Annotated in this window: 17 protein-coding genes; 11 read left to right on the forward strand and 6 right to left on the reverse strand. The window is 56.9% G+C overall.

The features are described from left to right. Positions 1 to 6: 6 nt before the first annotated feature. Positions 7 to 501: a peptidylprolyl isomerase B gene (gene ppiB, locus AU509_RS00225; RefSeq protein WP_094101932.1), complete on the reverse strand. Its 495-nt coding sequence runs from the start codon at positions 499 to 501 to the stop codon at positions 7 to 9. Positions 502 to 844: 343 nt separating this feature from the next. Here ppiB and AU509_RS00230 point away from each other — a divergent pair, with 343 nt between their 5' ends. Both AU509_RS00230 and cysS read left to right on the forward strand, forming a co-directional pair. Then, positions 845 to 1,267 carry a DoxX family protein gene (locus AU509_RS00230; protein ID WP_094109406.1) on the forward strand — a complete coding sequence of 141 codons (423 nt, stop codon included), beginning with the start codon at positions 845 to 847 and terminating at the stop codon, positions 1,265 to 1,267. A 339-nt stretch (positions 1,268 to 1,606) separates the two neighbouring features. Continuing rightward, positions 1,607 to 2,992 carry a cysteine--tRNA ligase gene (gene cysS, locus AU509_RS00235; protein WP_094109405.1) on the forward strand — a complete coding sequence of 462 codons (1,386 nt, stop codon included), beginning with the start codon at positions 1,607 to 1,609 and terminating at the stop codon, positions 2,990 to 2,992. A 300-nt stretch (positions 2,993 to 3,292) separates the two neighbouring features. Here cysS and ybcJ read toward each other — a convergent pair whose 3' ends face one another. Next, complete coding sequence (ybcJ, locus tag AU509_RS00240) at positions 3,293 to 3,505, reverse strand: ribosome-associated protein YbcJ (protein WP_085652769.1); 213 nt, start codon at positions 3,503 to 3,505, stop codon at positions 3,293 to 3,295. An 8-nt stretch (positions 3,506 to 3,513) separates the two neighbouring features. Continuing rightward, positions 3,514 to 4,383, reverse strand: a complete 870-nt coding sequence (gene folD, locus AU509_RS00245) for a bifunctional methylenetetrahydrofolate dehydrogenase/methenyltetrahydrofolate cyclohydrolase FolD (RefSeq protein ID WP_094117356.1) — start codon at positions 4,381 to 4,383, stop codon at positions 3,514 to 3,516. Between the two features lie 358 nt (positions 4,384 to 4,741). On the opposite strand from folD, the gene AU509_RS00250 reads away from it, so the two are divergent. Then, positions 4,742 to 5,830 (forward strand): iron-containing alcohol dehydrogenase family protein, encoded by a 1,089-nt coding sequence (locus tag AU509_RS00250; RefSeq protein ID WP_094117357.1) that lies wholly within the window; start codon positions 4,742 to 4,744, stop codon positions 5,828 to 5,830. Positions 5,831 to 5,863: 33 nt separating this feature from the next. Here AU509_RS00250 and AU509_RS00255 read toward each other — a convergent pair whose 3' ends face one another. Further along, positions 5,864 to 6,496 (reverse strand): LysE/ArgO family amino acid transporter, encoded by a 633-nt coding sequence (locus tag AU509_RS00255; RefSeq protein WP_094117358.1) that lies wholly within the window; start codon positions 6,494 to 6,496, stop codon positions 5,864 to 5,866. A 1,250-nt stretch (positions 6,497 to 7,746) separates the two neighbouring features. On the opposite strand from AU509_RS00255, the gene AU509_RS00260 reads away from it, so the two are divergent. The 8 genes from AU509_RS00260 (at position 7,747) to AU509_RS00295 (ending at position 16,981) form a co-directional block, all read left to right on the forward strand. Next, positions 7,747 to 9,279 carry an ABC transporter substrate-binding protein gene (locus AU509_RS00260; protein ID WP_094117359.1) on the forward strand — a complete coding sequence of 511 codons (1,533 nt, stop codon included), beginning with the start codon at positions 7,747 to 7,749 and terminating at the stop codon, positions 9,277 to 9,279. 64 nt (positions 9,280 to 9,343) lie between these two features. Beyond that, positions 9,344 to 10,261, forward strand: a complete 918-nt coding sequence (locus AU509_RS00265; protein WP_085652774.1) for an ABC transporter permease — start codon at positions 9,344 to 9,346, stop codon at positions 10,259 to 10,261. Between the two features lie 9 nt (positions 10,262 to 10,270). After that, entirely contained in the window at positions 10,271 to 11,200 is a 930-nt protein-coding gene (locus AU509_RS00270; protein ID WP_094117360.1) for an ABC transporter permease, read from the forward strand. A gap of 10 nt (positions 11,201 to 11,210) precedes the next feature. Continuing rightward, on the forward strand, positions 11,211 to 12,200 hold the full coding sequence (locus tag AU509_RS00275) for an ABC transporter ATP-binding protein (protein ID WP_094117361.1): 990 nt from the start codon (positions 11,211 to 11,213) through the stop codon (positions 12,198 to 12,200). Continuing rightward, the gene (locus AU509_RS00280) at positions 12,197 to 13,072 is read left to right on the forward strand and encodes an ATP-binding cassette domain-containing protein (RefSeq protein ID WP_094117362.1); all 876 of its coding nucleotides are present in this window, start codon (positions 12,197 to 12,199) and stop codon (positions 13,070 to 13,072) included. Before AU509_RS00275 ends, AU509_RS00280 begins: the two co-directional genes overlap by 4 nt. A gap of 104 nt (positions 13,073 to 13,176) precedes the next feature. Next, positions 13,177 to 14,607 carry a M20 family metallopeptidase gene (locus AU509_RS00285; protein WP_094117363.1) on the forward strand — a complete coding sequence of 477 codons (1,431 nt, stop codon included), beginning with the start codon at positions 13,177 to 13,179 and terminating at the stop codon, positions 14,605 to 14,607. Between the two features lie 129 nt (positions 14,608 to 14,736). Beyond that, positions 14,737 to 15,669 carry a LysR family transcriptional regulator gene (locus tag AU509_RS00290; RefSeq protein WP_094117364.1) on the forward strand — a complete coding sequence of 311 codons (933 nt, stop codon included), beginning with the start codon at positions 14,737 to 14,739 and terminating at the stop codon, positions 15,667 to 15,669. Between the two features lie 295 nt (positions 15,670 to 15,964). Beyond that, a complete protein-coding gene (locus AU509_RS00295) occupies positions 15,965 to 16,981 on the forward strand; it encodes a 1-aminocyclopropane-1-carboxylate deaminase (RefSeq protein WP_094117365.1) in 1,017 nt (338 codons plus the stop codon). A 103-nt stretch (positions 16,982 to 17,084) separates the two neighbouring features. On the opposite strand, the gene AU509_RS00300 is transcribed toward AU509_RS00295, so the two are convergent. Together AU509_RS00300 and AU509_RS00305 are read right to left on the reverse strand one after the other, a co-directional pair. Continuing rightward, complete coding sequence (locus tag AU509_RS00300) at positions 17,085 to 17,597, reverse strand: Lrp/AsnC family transcriptional regulator (protein ID WP_094117476.1); 513 nt, start codon at positions 17,595 to 17,597, stop codon at positions 17,085 to 17,087. A 257-nt stretch (positions 17,598 to 17,854) separates the two neighbouring features. Beyond that, the gene (locus tag AU509_RS00305) at positions 17,855 to 19,528 is read right to left on the reverse strand and encodes a methyl-accepting chemotaxis protein (protein WP_094117366.1); all 1,674 of its coding nucleotides are present in this window, start codon (positions 19,526 to 19,528) and stop codon (positions 17,855 to 17,857) included. Between the last annotated feature and the right edge of the window lie 1,025 nt (positions 19,529 to 20,553).

Raw genomic sequence — 20,553 nt, forward strand, 5'->3', positions numbered from 1 at the left:
AGAAAATTACTCGCTGACCGTAACGCTGGTCACAACGACATCTTCCTTTGGCACATCCTGGTGCATGCCGCTACGGCCGGTGGCGACCGCTTTAATTTTGTCGACCACATCCATGCCTTCTACGACTTCGGCGAAGACGCAGTAACCCCAGCCATCAGGGCGCTCAGAGCGGAAGTTCAGGAAGTCGTTGTCCACCAGGTTGATGAAGAACTGAGCGGTGGCGGAGTGCGGATCGTTGGTGCGAGCCATCGCCAGCGTGCCGCGGGTATTTTTCAGGCCGTTGTTGGCTTCGTTTTTGATCGGCGCTTCGGTGATTTTCTGTTCCATACCCGGAGCAAAACCGCCGCCCTGGATCATAAAACCATTGATCACGCGGTGAAAAATGGTGTTGCTGTAGAAACCGCTACGGCAGTATTTCAGAAAGTTTTCAACGGTAGCAGGCGCTTTGTCCGCGAAAGTGTTGATGACGATATCGCCATGGTTGGTATGAAACGTAATCATAATAATGATTCCTACTTAGCCATAGTACATAAAATAAAGGAGAGGTTTACAGAGGCGGTGAACCACCAAGAGCGCTCTTATAACATAAGTGAATGTCTGAGTCAGCAAAGGCCGCCTGGCGCCAACGCCCAGCGTCGAGGGCGAAACGCATTGGCCAGCGGCGAGACGCACCTTATTGCCTCTTCCTTGTGGAACGATTCGGAACCGGATATCGAGGTCATGCAATCGTCGTCGCCACAGGGGGAAGAAACGATTTTTCAAACGTGACGCGGCAATCGGTAAAACGCCCCGGATTACGTGATAATCATTCTCCTTAATCAGGTGACCACAAGGGAGGTGCATGATGCTTAACGGGTTCAATTCGCTCTTTGACAGGCCGGATTTCGGTAAGCTGGTACTGCGCGTTTCATTCGGTGCCATGATGCTGTTCCACGGCGTGCATAAGCTGATCGCCGGTATTGGCGGCATTCAGTCGATGGTGATGGCGCATGGGCTGCCCGGCATCGTCGGTTATGGCGTCTATGTGGGCGAGGTGATCGCCCCGGTGTTGATGATATTGGGTATTCTGACCCGGCCGTCCGCGTTCATTTTCACGCTCACGATGTTGGCCGCTTATCTGCTGACGGATCTGACCGCGGCCCTCACGCTGGACAAGACCGGCGCGTGGGGCATTGAGAACATGGCGGTATACTTTTTCGCCGGCCTGGCCATCCTGCTGCTCGGCGGCGGTCGTTACTCGCTGGCGTCTAACCCCCGCTGGCGGTAGCGCGACATCTTTTCCGACGCCAGGCGCCTTCGGGAACGCCGCGCCTGAAACGATAAAGCCGCGCAGCATACCAAGAGAGCACACGTTAACCCCTTCGTGTGAAGGGGTATTTTCCCACCTTACTCTTGCCCGAACCGCCGGTTGGGCGTTTGTTTTTTCTGTTAAAAATCTTTTTCTCAGGATGAAATAACTTCCACCGCCTGATGGTACCGATCTTGCAATAGGTCAGGGTTCGGGGTTCAATACGCTGCCTGGGCCCGAAACGCTGGCCACTCATACTTTGATACGCGTAACGCAAACAGTGATGCTCATATCCTGCGAACACCATGGAATGCCCCGATGCTAAAGATTTTTAATACCCTGACTCGTCAAAAAGAGGAATTCAAACCCATTCACGCTGACAAAGTCGGTATGTATGTGTGCGGGATAACCGTCTACGACCTGTGTCACATTGGTCACGGGCGGACTTTCGTGGCGTTCGATGTGGTCACGCGTTATCTGCGTTACCTCGGCTACGAAGTGAAGTATGTCCGCAATATTACGGACATTGATGACAAAATCATTCAGCGTGCGGCGAAAAACGGCGAAACCATTGAGCAACTGACTGACCGCATGATTGCCGAGATGCATGACGATTTCAGAGCCTTGAATATTCTACCGCCGGACGTCGAGCCGCGCGCCACTCGGCATATCGGTGAAATCATTGCGCTGGTGCAGCAGTTGATGGAACGTGACCACGCCTATGTGGCGAAAAACGGCGATGTGATGTTCGCGGTCGACACCGATGCGGATTACGGCATCCTGTCCCGTCAGGATTTGGAGCAACTGCAGGCGGGCGCTCGGGTTGAAATCGCAGACGTTAAACGCAACCCGATGGATTTTGTCTTGTGGAAGATGTCCAAGCCCGGCGAGCCGAGTTGGCCGTCGCCGTGGGGTAACGGTCGTCCCGGCTGGCATATTGAATGCTCCGCCATGAACTGTAAGCAGCTGGGCGAGCACTTCGACATTCACGGCGGCGGTTCGGATCTGATGTTCCCGCACCATGAAAACGAAATTGCGCAGTCCACCTGCGCTCACGGCGGCGAATACGTCAACTTCTGGATGCACTCCGGCATGGTGATGGTCGACCGGGAAAAGATGTCCAAATCCCTGAACAACTTCTTCACCGTCCGCGATGTGTTGGCGCACTACGACGCTGAAACTATTCGCTACTTTTTGATGTCCGGCCACTACCGCAGCCAGTTGAACTACAGCGAGGAGAACCTCAAGCAGGCCCGCGCCTCGCTGGAGCGCTTATACACCGCGTTGCGCGGCATGGACGCATCGGCGGCGGCCAGCGGCGGCGAAACCTTCGAAGCCCGTTTCCGCGAGGCGATGGACGACGACTTCAATACCCCGGAAGCTTACTCCGTGCTGTTTGATATGGCGCGCGAAGTCAACCGGATGAAGGCGGAAGATCCTGCGGCGGCGAACGGTCTGGCCGCCGCGCTGCGACAGCTGGCGAAAGTGCTGGGCCTGCTGGAGCAAGAGCCGGAGCTATTCCTTCAGAGCGGCGCTCAGGCGGATGATGACGAAGTGGCGGAAATCGAAGCGTTGATCAAACAGCGCAACGATGCGCGTCAGAGTAAAGACTGGGGAATGGCGGATGCCGCGCGCGACCGCCTCAACGAAATGGGGATCGTGCTGGAAGACGGTCCACAGGGGACAATTTGGCGTCGTAAGTAAGCCATCGTTCCTCCCTTCGCGGCGGAGCGCTTCGTTTCGCCGCCTCTCACGCTCATCCACAGGCCGGAAGCTGATTCGCTCCCGGCCTGTTTTCATTGATTCTCCCCGATGTTGACTTTCTTCCTTCCTGAACCCGAATCCTGGATATCTCGCACGCAGGCGAGGATAGGCGCATTGCAATGGCGCGTCATGGCAGAAGGATAATGTGACAGTGAGAGGGGAAGAGGAGAGGAGCCCACATCTCCGCAAGGGGGGATGTGGGGGAAATACGCGATGCCGCGGCGATCTCAGTCGGGCGAGTTACGCCTGAACGGTGACCGCCTGGTCTGCGAAACGCACGACCTGACCGGCGACGATTTTGCAGCGCTTACGCGTTTCAATCTGGTCGTTGACGCTCACGTCGCCGTTGGCGATGAGCTGCTTGGCGGAAGCCCCGCTGTCGCTCCAGCCCAGGAGTTTCAGCAGGTCGCACAGTTCAACGTGCGGATGTTGGTTCAGGTGAAAAATTTCCATAATGTCTGTTATGCCTTTGCGGGTGTGTCGTGATATTCCTCGCAGGCCTGCAAGGTATTTTGAATCAGGGTAGCAACGGTCATTGGACCGACGCCGCCGGGGACCGGCGTAATGAAGGACGCGCGTTCGCTCGCGCCGGCAAAATCGATATCGCCGACCACTTTACCGTCGTCCAGTCGATTAATGCCGACATCAATGACGACCGCGCCGGGTTTGATCCAGTCGCCCGGAATAAAGCCCGGTTTGCCGACGGCAACGACCAGCAAATCGGCGTTCTCAACGTGCTGACGCAAATTCTTCGTGAAACGGTGCGTCACGGTAGTGGTGCAACCGGCCAGCAGCAGTTCCAGACTCATCGGCCGACCAACAATGTTTGACGCGCCGATGACAACGGCATTCAGGCCGAACATGTCGATGTTGTACTGCTCCAGCAGCGTGATGATCCCACGTGGCGTGCAGGAACGCAGCAGCGGCGCACGCTGGCAGAGGCGGCCGACGTTGTAAGGGTGGAAGCCATCCACGTCTTTGTCGGGCGCGATGCGTTCAATGACGCTGGTGTTGTCGATGCCCTGCGGCAGCGGTAGCTGCACCAGAATACCGTCGATGGTCTCATCGGCATTCAGTCGGTCAATCAGCGCCAGCAGCTCGCTTTCGGAGGTGGTGGAGGGCAGATCGTAAGAGCGGGAAATAAAACCGACTTCCTCACAGACCCGGCGCTTGCTGCCGACATAAATCTGAGAAGCAGGATCGTCCCCTACCAGGATAACCGCCAGACCCGGCGCTCGCTTACCGGCGGCCAGACGCTCTTGGACACGTGCAGCAACGTCGCTCTTTACCTGCTGCGCAATCGTTTTACCATCAATAAGTTTCGCAACCATCTACAGAAAATCCATCTTTTCACAAACGGGGGATGGCGCGTATTTTGTCAGAAGCGGCGCGTGCTGTCAGGCGTTGTATCGACATTAATTGCTGACGCTCAATCGTTTCCGTCCGTCACCGGCCTCGACAGAACCATTGACCTGTGCCGGATAGCAGGGAAAAACGCGGTGGCGACGAGCGAGTGGAAGTCATGCTGCCGCGTCGTGATGTCACGGTGCCTGATGTCCGACGGAGTGAACGCATTTCATCGCCGCAGGTGCTAACGTGGAGTGAGGTCGTCAGTAACGCCGCAGGGAGAGCGTCTGCAAGGTGTCTGACGCAACTCATGGTTTACGCTAAAAATAGGCAGGAAAACACATGACACAACAGGTTATTTTCCCCGCGAATATCGTGCGCGGGGCGGACGCTAGCCGTGAGCTGGGGGACATCTGCGCCGGGTTGGGCACGCGCGTACTGGTCGTCGGCGGTCATCAGGCATTGGCGGCGACGGAAGACAAGATCCGCGCTCAGCTGGCGCAGGCGGGCCTCACGTTAAGCGCCGTCGAGTGGTTCGGCGGGCATTGTAGCGTCAAGCAGGTCGAACGACTGTGCGCCTGCGTGGCGGAAACCGACAGCGACGTTTTGCTGTCCGTGGGCGGCGGGAAGTCGCTGGACACCGGTAAGCTGGTGGCGCATCAGGCGGGGATCCCCATCGTGACGCTGCCGACCATCGCCGGCACCTGCGCGGCGGTCACGCCGCTGTCCGTTATCTACGAAGAGGACGGGCATTTTGTCGATGTGCGTCATCTGCCGTCCGCGCCGAATGCGGTCATCATCGACAGCACGCTGTTAGCCCAGGCGCCGCTGCGTTGGCTCGCCGCAGGGTTGGGAGATACGCTCGCGAAGTGGTATGAGTTCCGGGCCATCGATACCGGGCACAATCACAGCGGTCTGGCCGCCTCTTCCCGCGCCCACAGCGCGATCTGTTTCCAACTGATCGAACGTTATGGCGCCGAAGCCTGTCGCGCGGTGGCGGAAGGGCGCGCCAACGCGGCGCTGGATCAGGTGCTGGATGCGATATTCTTGTTCGCCGGGCTGACCTCGATCATGGCCAGCGGCGCGCATGCCGCCGCGGCCCATGCCTTATTTGAAGGCTTTACCGTCTGTGACAAGACTCGCGACTTCGGCCACGGCCTGCTGGTGGGGTTCGGCAATTTGTGCCTGCTGGCTTTGGAGTCACGCAGCGACGAAGAACTGCTGGATGCCTTGTCGCTGGCGCACGCCTGCGCCGTGCCGCTGACGCTGGCGGATATCAGCCCCGGTCTGACCGATGACGAATTGCAGGCCATAGTGCTGGCTGCCGTCAACACGTCGGATATGGACGCGATGCCGTTTGCGGTGACGGACACGATGCTGCGGGAGGCGATTCGTCGCGTCGAGTCGTTGGCTGCCCGCATCGCCCGTTAAAACGGCTGCGGGGACCTGAGGCGGCGTGGGGTGTTACGCCGCTGGAGATAACAGAAGACGTAGCAGCTGCCAGGCGATAAACAGCATGTACACGCCGATAACGCTGTCCAATACGCGCCAGGTGCTGCTCTTGTTAAACAGCCGCGCGCAGGCGGAGGAGAGGTAGCCAATGGCGTAAAACCAGATCCCCGACGCCAGCAGCGCGCCAAATAGATAAAACGTCTTGTGCTCCTGGCTCAGCCCGGACGATATGCCGCCGATGATGGCGATGGTATCCAGATACACGGAAGGATTAAGAAGACTGACCGCCAGACAGGCGGTCACGGCCGAACGACGGCTGGCACCGGCATTGCCGGTCGCGCCAAGGCGCAGACTCTGGTTGCCGCGCCAGGCGCTGCGAAGCGCGCCGAAGCCGTAGTGAATCAAAAACAGCACGCCCGCCAGCGTCAGCAATTTCAGCGCCAACGGATAGGAACTGAGCAACTCGCTGACGCCAAACACGCCCGCGCTCATGAATATAATGTCGAATATGAAGCAGAGGGTGCAGACTAAAAAGACATGTTCCCGACGCACGCCCTGACGCAATACGAATGAATTCTGTGCGCCGATAGACATTAATAATCCGGCGCTGGTCATCAATCCGGTCATAAATACGGTCGTAGACATAATCTTGAATTCGCTCTGGTTGGATAATGGAAAAATAATTAACGCGCGACGGGGTGATAACCAGGTGTACCTAATAAATCGCCTGTAACGTAATCACTACCAAATAGAAAACATGCTTATTTCCTGTTTGAAGACGTATTCCGCTGGTTTCCGACAAATGAATAATGGGTTGGCGGAAAACATATCTATTCGGCACCCTATTTAAAATAGGGATAATTCGATGTCGCTATCATCCGGTTTGGCAGCTCATTAGGCCAATTAATAATATTGATTGTCGATTAGCAAAAGCGATAAGTGCCGTAGCTACGGGCGGAATGTGAGATTGCTTTTAAACGTACCCCATCATGCGAAATTGATTATTTAGTTGATAAAAATCAATGGATTGATTTGTTTTTTTCGCGGTTTAGCTCCGAGCGTTCTGGTATTACTCCAGACGAACAATGACGTCATTGCGCGAAGGATTGAGCCATGCCGTCCGCCAGCAGGCAGGTTCGAAAGACGGCCATTATCAATCCTGAGGGGACTTCGTCACTTCTCGCTAAAAATAACCGCAACGAGACGACATATTTTTAAACGTGTTGGAAGGAGCGTTCATGTGCGCTGAACTTCAGTACGTGAAATATCTATTTAGCCTCTCCGGCGAGATTCTGTATTGCCATGGATGTTATTTGACATGATCCTTCATCGTCATCCTGTTTTACCCAATCTGCCATTAACGGATTTATTCCATCGTAATCATTATTAGCGTGTGTTCATTTTTTTCTGAAGGTCTCTATATATGGTTTATCTCTGTAGTATTAGCTGCGGTTCCATCTCGATATTATCTTCCGCTTCATTCTTAGACGTAAAAAATAAGCGCGCATGAGCGGTGATCACTCCCCGTGGTATTTGATAAAAATAGGAGGCAGCAAAGCCCGTATTCTGGTTTGCGTCACTGACGCGCGTGCGGTTATCCGTGGATGGTGCCCATGTGCCTTAAAAAGGTGCGCGTCGATCATGCTGTTGCACCGCTGCTTAATGCCGATTCCCAGAATACCCTCCTATCAATAAAACCTATTCCACCGTAATGACCTGTGGTTTGCGGCTAAAGCAGCTCGGGCAAAGCGGTTTCTCATTATTAGAAAGCTTATATCTAAAATCAGTAAGGTTAAGCCGCCGGGATTGGCTCCACTCTTGCAACTTCCTGTCGGAACGTAGGTGAGATTGTGGCGATTTAATTCTTTCATGAAGTGTCTCGAATGGAGAATCCTATGGCTTGTTCACTGACAAGACAGATCAAACGCGGTGTTTTGTCTGCACTCCTCCTCGGCTGCGCGGCATCCAGCTATGCAGGAAAACAGAATGACACGTTGGTTTATGCCTCCGACAACGAGGTGGAAAACGTCAGCCCTTATCATAACAACCTTCGTGAAGGCGTGATTCTGGCCCATCTGGTCTGGGATACCCTGATTTATCGCGATCCCAAAACCGGCGAATATAAACCCGAACTGGCCTCCAGCTGGACCTGGGAATCGCCCACCGCCCTGCTGATTCATCTGCGTAAAGGGATCACTTTCCATAACGGCGATCCGTTCACGGCGGAAGACGTGGCCTATACCTTTAACCACATCGCCGGTCCGGGGACGTCATCCGTCATGCCGCAAAGCGTGGACTGGATCGAAACCACCGAAAAGGTGGATGACTACACCGTCCGGCTAAAGCTGAAAAAACCGTTCCCCGCTGCGCTGGAATATCTCTCCGGCCCGACGCCTATCTACCCGTCAGCCTATTACCAGAAGGTGAAACTGGCTGGCTTCAGCAAAGCGCCTATCGGCACCGGCCCCTACAAAATCACCAAAGTCACCCCGGCTCAGGGGGTGAGCATGGAAAAGAATGCCCGCTACTTTGCGGATAGCCCGCAGGGTCAACCGAAAATCGGCAAGTTGCAATTTGTTGTTATTCGCGACCCGGAAACCCGGTTGGCGCAGCTGATGACCGGTCAGGTGGACTGGATCTGGCGCGTGCCCGCCGATCAGATCACCTCGCTGGAAACCATGCCGAACCTCACGGTGAAAAGCGGCGAAACCATGCGTATTGGCTTTATGGCACTGAACACCCACGCCAGCGGACCGGGCGGCGAACCGTTCAAGGATCTGCGCGTGCGTCAGGCGGTGAACTACGCCATCAATCGGGAAGGCATCGTCAACAATCTGGTGCGCGGCGGCAGTCAGCCAGTCTATTCCGCCTGCTTCCGCACCCAAACCGCCTGCGATACCAGCAAGGTTATTAAATACGACTACAACCCGGAGAAGGCGAAGCAGCTGCTGGCGGAAGCCGGTTATCCCAACGGTTTCGACACCGATATATGGGCCTACCGCGAGCGTGACTACGCCGAGGCGATCATCGGCGATCTGCGCAAAGTCGGCATCCGCGCGCGTCTTCACTACGTCCAGTACACCGTGCTGGCGGCGGATCTGATCTCCGGTAAAGCGCCGATGGCGATCCGCACCTGGGGATCGTTCTCCATCAACGACGCCGCGGCGTTCACCACACCGTATTTCGGCGGCAAAGGCGATGATATCTGGAAGGACAGCGAGGTCACAGCCATGCTGTCGAAAGCGGATGAAACGCTCGACCCCAAACAGCGCAGCGCCCTGTACGCCGATGCGCTGGGGCGAATTTCGTCGCAGGCCTATCTGGCGCCGATGTTCTCCTACTCCACGAATTATGCCTTTACCTCCGATCTGAATTTCGATGATTGGCCGGACGAGCTGCCGCGCTTCGCCATGGCCAGCTGGAAATAAGAGGTCAAACCCGCCGGAAGGAGCGCGACCCCTTCCGGCGACCGGCCCGCAGGAGGAGTGACTGATGCTTATCTATATTTTGCGACGGCTGCTGGTGGCCCTGGCCGTGTTGTTTACGGTGGCCGTCGTCAGCTTTTCGCTACTGCACCTTTCGGGCGATCTGGCGGCCGCTATTGCGGGTCCAGACGCCTCCGCCGAGGTCATTGAGGGAATTCGACGACAGTATGGGCTGGACCAACCGTTACTGGCGCAGTTTGGTCAGTGGATGTGGGCGGCGCTGCATCTGGATTTCGGCCGCTCGTTCTATTTCGAAAATACGGTGATGGAACTGGTGGGTCAGCGCATGCCGATCACCCTGAAGCTTGGCGGCGTCTCGCTGCTGTTGGCGCTGGTGGTGGCGATCCCGCTGGGCGTACTGGCGGCGGTTTTTCGCGATACCTGGGTGGACCGAGGCTCCATGTTCATCGCCGTCATCGGGCAGGCGATGCCTAACTTCTGGTTTGCGCTGATCCTGATTCTGCTGTTCGCCGTCGGGCTGAAATGGCTGCCGGTGGCGGGCAACAGCAGCTGGCAAAACTTCGTCCTGCCCGCCGTCGCGCTGGGCTACTACGCCATGCCGTCGCTGATGCGCCTGACGCGTTCCGGCATGCTGGACGTGCTGGGCGCAGACTATATCCGCACCGCTCGGGCCAAAGGACTCAGTGCGTTTCGGGTGATCGTCAAGCATGGCCTGCGCAACGCCATCATCCCGGTAGTGGCGCTGGCGACGGTGGAGCTGGGTTTCATGCTGGGCGGCTCCGTGGTGATCGAATCCGTGTTCGCGTTGCAGGGGCTGGGCCAGCTGGCCTGGGACTCTATCTCGCGTAACGACTTCCCGGTGGTACAGGCCATCGTGCTGATTATCGCCGTGTTTTACATCGTATTGAGCTTTCTGGCGGACGTGCTGAATGCCGCGCTGGACCCCCGACTGCGGACGCAATAAGGAGCTGTCATGAAACCATCCTCACCGCTTTCCTCCGCCGTTGTCGCGTCGACGCCGTCCGAGGCGGCCCTGCTGCCCGAACCGGGCCCGGCACGGCGTTGGCTGCGGCGGATCATGGGCCATCACAGTATGGCGATGGGCGTCGTTATCCTCGCCATCATCATCGTGGCCGCGCTGCTGGCGCCGCTGATCAGCCCGCACGATCCCTATGCACAGGACATCAGTCAGCGTTTGATCCCGCCGGTCTGGCATGACAGGGGCGGTTGGGACCATCTGCTCGGCACCGACAAACTGGGGCGTGATTATCTGAGTCGCCTGTTGTACGGCGCGCAGGTGTCGCTGCTGATTGGGTTGGTGTCCGTGTTTGTCGCCGGTTTGATTGGGATCACGCTGGGCGTGACGGCGGGCTATTTCGGCGGACGTGTCGATGCGGTGGTCAGCTATATCCTGACCGTGCGGCTCTCCATGCCGGTGATCCTGGTGGCGCTGGCGATGGCGTCGATGGTGGGCGGCTCCGTCAAAGTCGTGATCATGTTGCTGGGACTGCTGCTGTGGGACCGTTTCCTGATTGTCTCCCGCTCGGTGACGCGCCAGCTGCGGGAGGCGGAATTTGTGGCGGCGGCGAAAACGCTGGGCGCGTCGTCGCTGTTCATCATGCTGCGCGAGATCCTGCCTAACCTGCTGGGTCCGCTGACGGTGGTCGCGACGTTGGAGATCGCCCACGCCATTCTGCTGGAGGCCACGCTGTCGTTTCTGGGGCTGGGCGTACAGCCGCCGATGCCGTCGTGGGGGCTGATGGTCGCCGAAGGCAAGGCGTACATGTTCTTTCAGCCGTGGGTCATCCTGATACCGGGCGTCATGCTGGCGGTACTGGTTCTGGGCATCAATCTGGTCGGGGATGGTCTGCGCGACATCACCGCGCTGGACGGACGGGGTTAAGGAGTCGGCGATGAATGATGACATTTTGCTGGATGTGAAGAACCTGCGGGTCGATTTACCGACGCCGCGCGGTATGTTGCATGCGGTGCGCGGCATCGACTTCTCCGTGCGACGGGGCGAGATGCTGTGTCTGGTCGGTGAGTCGGGCTGCGGCAAATCCATGACGTCGCTGGCGCTGATGGATCTGCTGCCGCGCAAAGCCATTCGCACGGCGGACCATATGCGCTTCAAAGGTCACGATCTGCAAACGATGACGTCCCGGCAGCGGGCCGCGATGCGGGGCGACGAGATGGCGATGATTTTTCAGGAGCCGATGACGTCGCTCAATCCCTCTTTCACGCTTGGCAACCAACTGTGTGAAACGCTGCTGGCGCACCGTAAGGTCTCGATGTCGACGGCGCGAGACCGCGCGGTATGGCTGATGGAGCGCGTGGGGATTCCGATGGCGGCGGACCGGCTGAATCAGTATCCCCATCAGCTGTCCGGCGGCCTGCGCCAGCGCATCATGATCGCGATGGCGCTGATGTGCGAGCCGGAGCTAATCATCGCGGATGAACCCACCACGGCGCTGGACGTCACCATTCAGGCGCAAATTCTGCGAATGCTGCGCGAGCTGCAACAGGAGTTCGGCACCGCAGTGATCTTCATTACCCACGATCTGGGCGTGGTGGCCCGCATCGCCGATCGCGTGTCGGTGATGTATGCCGGGCAGATCGTCGAAACCGCGCCCGTGATGCCGCTGTTCCATCAACCGCAGCACCCTTATACGCGCGGGTTGCTCGACTGTATTCCGGTGCAAGGGAAGACGATGCCGGGGCAGCCGCTTCGCGCTATTCCCGGCGTGGTGCCGAGTCTGGTTGGGCCGCAGCAGGGGTGCGCCTTCTTTAATCGCTGTTCGCGCTGTACCGACGCCTGCCGCCGGGACATTCCCTATATCGATGTGACCGACGGGCATGCGGTGCGGTGCGTTCAGGCCGAAAAAACCGTGGAGGCGATATGACGAGGCAAGCAGGGGAAGGGCTGCGCGCGCCATCGCCGCCGCATATTCCCGGCAACGAGGATCTGGCGCTGGAACTGTGCGTGCTGAGCCGGGTTTTTCGCCTGAATCGCGGCCTGTTCGCCAAACCCGGAGAAATTCGTGCCGTGAACGACGTCTCGCTGCGCATCCGGCGGGGAGAAACGCTGGGGCTGGTGGGCGAGTCGGGCTGCGGCAAAAGCACGTTGGCGAAGATGCTGCTGGGACTGTTGCCGCCGACCTCCGGCAACGTGTTGATCGAAGGGCGCGAAATCGATGCGAGCAATCGGAAAGCCTTGGCGTCGCGCATCCAGCCGATCTTTCAGGACCCGTATTCGTCGCTGAATCCGCGCCGCACGGTGGCGGATATCGTGGAGGTGGCGCTGCGGCTGCACAACATCGGGACGCCGGAAGAGCGCCGGACGCGGGTGAAAGAGATGCTGGACGTCGTGGGAATGCCTGCCCGGACACATCAACAATATCCCGGTCAGCTGTCCGGCGGTCAGCGCCAGCGCGTGGCGATCGCCCGTGCGCTGATCATGCGACCCGCCATTCTGATCTGCGACGAGCCGACTTCCGCGTTGGACGTTTCGGTGCAGGCGCAAATCCTTAATTTACTGCTGTCGTTAAAGCAGGAGTTCGGGCTGACCTACCTGTTCATCAGCCACAACCTGTCTGTCGTGGAGCATCTGGTCGACCATGTGGCCGTGATGCAAAAAGGCACGATTGTGGAACAGGGAACGCGTGAACAGATCTTCCGTTCGCCGCAGCACCCCTATACCAAAACGCTGCTGGCGTCGGTGCTGACGCCGGAGCCGGGATTGGACATTCCGGATATCAGCCAGTTCGGCGAATAAGGCCAACGACACGACGCGCGACCGTCTGGGAGCCGGGCCGGGGCCTTGCTCTCCGGGCCGCTGCGTGCCGAATTATTATCATCGAAAGAGAGGACGGACAGATTATGACGCGTGAAGACACGATCCGAGCAGCGGAAGAGTACTTCGACAGCGGCGCATTCAGCGAGACGCTGGCGCGCCGGGTAGCCTATCGGACGGAGAGTCAGGACGAGGGAACCGGGGGGGTGTTGATGGCCTATCTGACGGAAGAGATGGTGCCGCGTTTACAGGCTATCGGCTTCGACTGCCGAATTGTGGACAACCCGATCGCGGGAAAAAGTCCCTTTCTGCTGGCGCGGCGGATGGAAGTGGATGCGCCCTTGACGGTGCTGACCTACGGTCACGGCGACGTGGTGCGAGGCTATGACGATCAGTGGCGCAGCGGGTTGTCGCCGTGGCGTCTGGTGCAGGACGGTAACCGCTGGTACGGTCGCGGCACGGCGGATAACAAGGGTCAGCACACCATTAATCTGGCGGCGTTGGAGCAGGTGTTGAAGGGCCGTGACGACCGACTGGGCTACAACATCAAGCTGATTCTGGAGATGGGGGAAGAGGCCGGATCGCCGGGGCTGAACGACGTCTGCGCGCAGTACCGCGACTGGCTGGCGGCCGATCTGTTCATTGCCTCTGACGGCCCGCGTATCTCCGCCGGCCGCCCCACGCTGTTTCTGGGATCGCGCGGTGTGTTCAACTTCGAGCTAAAGCTGACGCCGCGAGAGGGGGGGCACCACTCCGGCAACTGGGGCGGCCTGTTGAGCAATCCGGGCATCCGTCTGGCGCACGCCATCGCCTGTCTGGTCGATGCGCGCGGACGGATTCTGGTGCCGGGGCTGCGTCCTCCGGCGGTGTCGGACAGCCTGCGTCGGATTCTGGCGGATATCGATCTGGGTGGCGGCCCGACCGATCCCGAGGTCGACCCTCTGTGGGGCGAGCCGGGTCTGACTTCGGCAGAGAAAGTGTATGGCTGGAATACGCTGGACGTACTGGCGTATGTCACCGGCAACCCCGACAAACCAGCGCATGCGATCCCGCCGTCCGCCTCGGCGCATTGCCATATGCGCTATGTGGTAGGCAGCGATGTGGAGCACTTCGCGCAGCATCTGCGGCAGCATCTGGACGCCAATGGGTTTGCGGACGTGGAGATCGTCAATGCCGTGAGCTGCTATCAGGCCACGCGGCTCGATCCGAACGATCTGTGGGTGGCGTGGGGCGCGGCCTCGATCGCACGAACCTCCGGCAAAGCGCCCGCCATCTTGCCTAACTTCGGCGGCGGACTGCCGAACGCCTGTTTTTCGGAAACGCTCGGTCTGCCGACGCTGTGGGTGCCGCACTCCTATCCGGCCTGTTCGCAGCATGCGCCCAACGAGCACATTCTGGCGGACATGACGCTGGAGGCGCTGCGGATCATGACCGGGCTGTTTTGGGACTTGGCCGAACAAGGCGCGGATCGGCTGCACTCACGCCAGCAGGCGGCGAGTCCGTCAAACATCGTCTAATTCAAAGGCTGTTCATTGCCTTGAGGATTGTTCGCGCCTGCTCCGGGCATACGCCGGAGCGGGCGCGATCCGCTGAGGGCAAAAATTGTCGTACACTTTGGCCAATCGTCGAAATCAACGGAGCGAGCGATGCACAACAACGAAATCCGTTACTTTATGGCCGTGGCGAGCACCGGTTCGCTGAGCGCCGCCAGCCAACAGCTGTTCGTCGCGGTTTCCGCCATCAGCCGCCAGATCCAGCAGTTGGAACAGCGGTTGGGCGCGCCGCTGTTCGAGCGCCATCCTCGCGGCATGGTGCTGAACGCGGCAGGCCAAATTCTGGAGCATCACGTGCGGCGCAGTATGGCGGACATGGAGCTGGCGGTCGCCGAAATCGAGGGGCTGAAATCGGTTCGGCAAACCACCCTCCGGGTCGTGTGCACCGACGGTATCGCCTTTAATTTGATGCCGACGCTGCTGGCGAAATTTCGTCTGACGCACCCTTCGATCAACTTCGTGCTGACGGTGGGCTCCACGCGGCAGGTACCGGACTTGGTGCGCAACGGCGAATGCGATGTGGCGCTAAAGTTCAGCCTGTCGCTGGAGCACGGCGTTGAAATCGTCGCCTCGTATCCCGCGCCGGTGCTGGTGATTATGCAGGACACGCATCCGCTGGCGCGCGAGGGACTCAAGTTGGCCGACCTGAACGGCTATCCGGTCGCGCTGCCGGATCAGGCGGCTACCATTCGCCAGCTGTTTGATCTCTCCTGCCGCATGAACGGCGTCTTCATCGACCCGATACTGACCTGCAATCACTTCTCCACCCTCTATGACTTCGTGCTGAATACGCCGGATGCGGTTGCGATTTGCAGTCATTTTTCAGTGCTGTATCGCGCGCGGCGAGATGGATTGCAGATGCGTGCCATTGACGGCGAACCGTTCAGTCAGCGGACCATGCAGATTCAGACGGATGTCGCCAAACCGCGCACGGCGGCGCTGAACGCCTTCTGCGATTTTCTGAAGCAGGAGCTGACCGAGCAGGATGCGCTGATCCGCCGGGAGTACGCGATCTCCGCGCGTTAGTGGATTCAGAGAGGGCGTCCTCCCCCCAATAAACCCCACAGGCGCAGCGGGAGGACTCCGGGAATTGCGGCCAAAAAATTACCTGTGAATTTTATTTCTTTTGGATGTCATTTGTCGGGTCTTTTTTGGATTAATTGGCGTTATTTGTAAAATTTTTTATAAAAAAATCCCATTTCTTTGCAATTTTAATCACTCCGCATTCGGGTAATATCTGACCCAAGGGTAAGCCTGTTTTTCGTGGCATCGTGACCCACCCGTGACTGCTATTTCCCTCTTTATCTGCCGGAGCCTGATGATGAATTTAGAAAAATTCCCGCGTTATCCGTTAACTTTTGGTCCGTCACCGATTACGCCGATGAAACGACTCAGCGAGTACCTGGGCGGCGACGTTGAAATCTATGCCAAACGCGAAGATTGCAATAGCGGTTTGGCCTTCGGCGGTAATAAAACGCGTAAGCTGGAGTATCTAATCCCTGAAGCGCTGGAGCAGGGCTGCGACACGCTGGTGTCCATCGGCGGTATTCAGTCGAACCAGACGCGCCAGGTGGCCGCGGTCGCTGCGCATCTGGGGATGAAATGCATTCTGGTGCAGGAAAACTGGGTGAATTACGCCGACGCCGTCTATGACCGCGTGGGGAATATCGAGCTGTCGCGCATTATGGGGGCGGATGTACGTCTGGATGCCGCGGGATTCGATATCGGCATCCGTCAAAGCTGGAAAGATGCGATGGACGAGGCGGCGCAGAACGGCGGTAAACCGTTCCCGATCCCTGCCGGTTGTTCTGAACATCCTTACGGCGGCCTCGGTTTTGTCGGCTTCGCAGAAGAAGTCCGTCAGCAGGAAAAAGAGCTGGGATTCAAATTTGATTATATCGTCGTGTGCTCGGTCACCGGGAGTACGCAGGCGGGGATGGTGGTAGGCTTTGCCGCCGACGGCCGCGCGCGCAACGTTATCGGGATCGACGCCTCCGCCAAGCCGGAGCAGACCAAGGCGCAGATCCTGCGTATCGCGCAGCAGACGGCCGATCTGGTCGAACTGGGTCAGCCGATTACCGAAGACGATGTGGTGCTGGATACCCGCTACGGCGGCCCGGAATACGGTCTGCCCAATGAAGGCACGCTGGAGGCGATCCGCCTGTGCGGTCGCTTAGAAGGCGTATTGACTGACCCGGTGTACGAAGGCAAATCGATGCAGGGGATGATCGATAAAGTTCGCCGCGGCGAATTTCCGAAAGGTTCCAAAGTGCTATATGCCCATCTGGGCGGCGCGCCGGCGCTGAGCGCCTACAGCTATATCTTCCGCAACGGCTGAAGATGAAGCGATCCATTGGCGCAACGATATCAGCCCGCAATAAGCGGGCTTTTCTATGCCGGGTCGCGCGGGAGGGGGAGTAGGGCGTTTGCCAAACGCATATTTAGAACGGTAGCTGAGTAGTGGACAACACTTCGCGCAGGCCGATGAACGATCGAATCTGACGGACGCCCGGCAGGAACAAAAGCTGTTCGGCGTGCAGACGGTTAAAACTCTGATTGTCCTTGGTGCGGATCATCAGCATATAGTCGAACTCGCCGGTCACTACATGGCACTCCATGCAGCCGCTGATCTGTTGCACCGAGGTTTCGAAATCCTTGAACGCGCCGGGGGTCGACCTGTCCAGCACGACGCCGATGATGACGACCATGCCCGCATTCAACGCCTCAGGGTCGAGCAGTGCGACATAACCTTTAATCAGTCCCAACTGTTTCAGCCGTTCCACGCGCCGCAGGGTGGCGGGGGGACTGAGATTCACGTTCTCGGCCAGCGCCACGTTGGAGATGGACGAGTCGGCTTGCAGCAGCCGCAGAATGGTCACATCGAAGCGATCCAGCTCGTAGGTCTTGGTCTTGTTGTCCGCAGCGGCGGGCGACGCATCAGATTTGAATTTCATGAGTTCCTCACAAAAGCCGTTGAAGCAGCACTGACGCATGATTGCGCCAGTTCCGTTCTTTTCGGTGAATCACTTCGCCCTATGGCGCTTGGTCCTATTTAAAACCCTAAAAAAAGCCTCGGACAAGCAATATCGTTAAATCGAATGGATAACGGGGAGGAGAAAACGCGGAAAGGGAACGTAAAAAGGCTCCCCGGCGAACCGGAGAGCCGTCACGCGATGAGGCGGGATTGCGTCAGCGCGTCGTTAACGAGGGATTAGAACTTTTCCCAGTTGCCTTCAGCCGGCGCGTTCGTGCCCAGTTTTCTGTGCGCGATAGCCGGTGCGGCCTGAGCGGGTTTGCTGGAGGCCGAGGGTTTTTTTCGAGACTCGGATTCAGCCAGCTGGAAAATGGAGACCACTTCCGTCAGGCGACGCGCCTGATCTTCCAGCGACGACGACGCGGTTGTGGACTCTTCCACCAACGCGGCGTTCTGCTGCGTCACGCTGTCCATTTCGATAACGGCCTGACCCACCTGGGTAATACCCTTGCTCTGCTCGTTAGAGGCGGAAGCAATTTCACCCATGATGTCGGTGACGTTGGTGATGGCTTTAACAATGTTACCCATCGCGTCGCCCGCCTGCGTAACCTGCTCGGAGCCGATTTTCACGTTGCTGACGGATTCGTCGATCAGCCCTTCGATCTCTTTGGCGGCTTCGGCGCTGCGCTGCGCCAGACTGCGAACTTCGCTGGCGACGACGGCAAAGCCACGACCCTGTTCACCGGCACGGGCGGCTTCCACTGCGGCGTTCAGCGCCAGAATGTTGGTCTGGAAGGCGATGCTGTTGATGACGTTGATGATATCAGCGATTTTCTGCGAGCTGCCGCTGATGCTGTTCATCGTTTTAATCACGTCATTGACGACGCTTCCGCCTTCATTGGCCGTCTTGGAGGCATTCTGAGCCAGTACGCTGGCCTGGTTGGCGTTTTCTGCGTTCTGCTTCACCACGGCGCTCAGCTCTTCCATGCTGGCTGCGGTTTGCTCCAGCGCAGAGGCCTGCTCTTCGGTACGTGACGACAGGTCGGTGTTGCCCGCGGCAATTTCACCTGAGCTGCGGTAGATTTCGTCTGCACTCAGGCGAATGTCGGAAACCGTGTTGACCCAGTTACCCTGCATCTGCTGCATGAACGGGATCAGGCTGCCGACGCAGTTTTTACCTAAGTCTGCGATTTTGGTGTGCAACTGACCGATGGCCAGAACCTGCAAGTGCTGTTTGATCTGATCAAGCGGGCGCACCACGAATTTGGCCAGGTAGCGATCGGTCAGCAGTACGATGATCAGGCCGACGGTCAGTGCCGCCATCAGAATGTATTCACACCATTTCACCCAGTCGCCGATACGGCCTTGAGCTTCGCCCTTCAGCGTGCTGATAACGGTGTTGTATTGCGTAATGCTGTTGGTGAACTGAGTGCGCAGCGGGGTATAAGTTTGCAGCGAAATCTCCTTGTAGGCATCAAGGCGATCGGCTTCCAGTGCGTCGTACATCGGTACGACAGCTTCACTAAATAGGCGGTAGGAGGTGCTATAAATGTCATCGATAGTTGCCGTATTAATGTTGGCGTGATCGGTCACCTTAAATTGCGCCAGACCGGCTTTCAGCCGCCCGATTTCTGCAGCGGCCTGCTGCATCTCTGAATTGAACCCGGCGGGGTTATTATTCTGTTTGTGTGCCACGGCCCGGTTCAGGATGTTCTGAACGCGGTAATACTCTCCGCTGGCGGCATTGATAATATCGCCGTTGTCTTGCTGGACGTTGGTCAGTTTAATTTCTGAGGTCAATTGACCCAGAGAGTAAAGTGCGAAGGCGGAGACGCCTCCCCATAATAAGGAAAACACGATAAGGATAAGAACCATCATGGTTCTGATTTTGATATCACGAATAAAATTCATAGTCGTAGCCCTGGTAAATTGGGGTTTTAGTTCTTGAATAATCAGAACTATGTTTTACGCATCCATTCATTGGGACGCTTGTAGGGAAACATGCGAGCCAGTTTTTAATCCATCAACGTTTCATTTCTTCGAAGCTGTTATCGGCAAACAGGTAATGGACTTCATCGCTTTTTTGCGAAAAGAAGGTAATTAAATGTCAGTGCGCGTTTCAGAATTTAATATATTTCTGGAGTGATGATGATCAGAGAAACCATTATTTCTTCTTTAATAGAGTAGAGCTTTTAATCTAATAGGTGAAAGCGTCGTGCTGATGTTTTCATTACCGTTCGGCACAGTAAATGGCAGAATTTTATTAAATGTAAAAAATTAGCCGAAGATAGCGTGGGGTAAATGTTTCTGGTGTGAGTGGTTTTTTATATGTGCATGATAACAATGATTATTTTTTCTCTCGTTTTAACGGGGCTTTTGTGGGGCGCTAAACCTCAATAATTAATAAACCACGGTAATGTTTAGGGCTAAACCAAATTTAAACAATTTAGATGCAGGCTAATTATCAACCTGTCTTGGTCTGATTCGAAAATGAACAGGGCGGATCAGTTATCCATGGTCAGTGAAAAACAGGCAGAAAAAATGAATTTTTATGGCCGATTTTTGCGACCCTTTAATAGCGACAAGACGCTCCTCTCTTTTTTATGTGTCATGGCGTTTTGATATAAAGACAGCGCACTCTGTGGGGGAAGCTTTTGAATGAATATCACTCCTATTCGCCTAAAAACGTATAATGGGAATATCAATACATTTATTGATGATTGCAAACGCCGTAGGAGAATATCGATAAATAGAAGAAAGGCTGTCAGAGTAAAGTAGACGTTGACCCTTTATTATTTTTCGTCTCCTTTTTCCTCGTGATAACCAGAACATTGGAAATAAAGTTCAGCGCAATGAGTGAATATTACTCCCTGCATTCATTTTTTAAAATGAAATTCGTCATCGTTATTTCCAGATAGAAAAGACTCGCGCTTATC

The organism is Lonsdalea britannica (genome assembly GCF_002111595.1).
GTDB classification, from domain to species: domain Bacteria; phylum Pseudomonadota; class Gammaproteobacteria; order Enterobacterales; family Enterobacteriaceae; genus Lonsdalea; species Lonsdalea britannica.

Excerpts from the sequence above, each read along its gene's own strand:
- AU509_RS00305 (WP_094117366.1), bottom strand. The coding sequence starts at position 19,528 with ATGAATTTTATTCGTGATATCAAAATCAGAACCATGATGGTTCTTATC.
- folD (WP_094117356.1), bottom strand. The coding sequence starts at position 4,383 with ATGGTTGCGAAACTTATTGATGGTAAAACGATTGCGCAGCAGGTAAAG.
- AU509_RS00270 (WP_094117360.1), top strand. The coding sequence starts at position 10,271 with ATGAAACCATCCTCACCGCTTTCCTCCGCCGTTGTCGCGTCGACGCCG.
- AU509_RS00300 (WP_094117476.1), bottom strand. The coding sequence starts at position 17,597 with ATGAAATTCAAATCTGATGCGTCGCCCGCCGCTGCGGACAACAAGACC.
- AU509_RS00255 (WP_094117358.1), bottom strand. The coding sequence starts at position 6,496 with ATGTCTACGACCGTATTTATGACCGGATTGATGACCAGCGCCGGATTA.
- AU509_RS00275 (WP_094117361.1), top strand. The coding sequence starts at position 11,211 with ATGAATGATGACATTTTGCTGGATGTGAAGAACCTGCGGGTCGATTTA.
- ybcJ (WP_085652769.1), bottom strand. The coding sequence starts at position 3,505 with ATGGAAATTTTTCACCTGAACCAACATCCGCACGTTGAACTGTGCGAC.
- AU509_RS00250 (WP_094117357.1), top strand. The coding sequence starts at position 4,742 with ATGACACAACAGGTTATTTTCCCCGCGAATATCGTGCGCGGGGCGGAC.
- AU509_RS00280 (WP_094117362.1), top strand. The coding sequence starts at position 12,197 with ATGACGAGGCAAGCAGGGGAAGGGCTGCGCGCGCCATCGCCGCCGCAT.
- ppiB (WP_094101932.1), bottom strand. The coding sequence starts at position 501 with ATGATTACGTTTCATACCAACCATGGCGATATCGTCATCAACACTTTC.
- AU509_RS00230 (WP_094109406.1), top strand. The coding sequence starts at position 845 with ATGCTTAACGGGTTCAATTCGCTCTTTGACAGGCCGGATTTCGGTAAG.
- AU509_RS00260 (WP_094117359.1), top strand. The coding sequence starts at position 7,747 with ATGGCTTGTTCACTGACAAGACAGATCAAACGCGGTGTTTTGTCTGCA.
- AU509_RS00295 (WP_094117365.1), top strand. The coding sequence starts at position 15,965 with ATGAATTTAGAAAAATTCCCGCGTTATCCGTTAACTTTTGGTCCGTCA.
- AU509_RS00265 (WP_085652774.1), top strand. The coding sequence starts at position 9,344 with ATGCTTATCTATATTTTGCGACGGCTGCTGGTGGCCCTGGCCGTGTTG.
- AU509_RS00290 (WP_094117364.1), top strand. The coding sequence starts at position 14,737 with ATGCACAACAACGAAATCCGTTACTTTATGGCCGTGGCGAGCACCGGT.
- AU509_RS00285 (WP_094117363.1), top strand. The coding sequence starts at position 13,177 with ATGACGCGTGAAGACACGATCCGAGCAGCGGAAGAGTACTTCGACAGC.
- cysS (WP_094109405.1), top strand. The coding sequence starts at position 1,607 with ATGCTAAAGATTTTTAATACCCTGACTCGTCAAAAAGAGGAATTCAAA.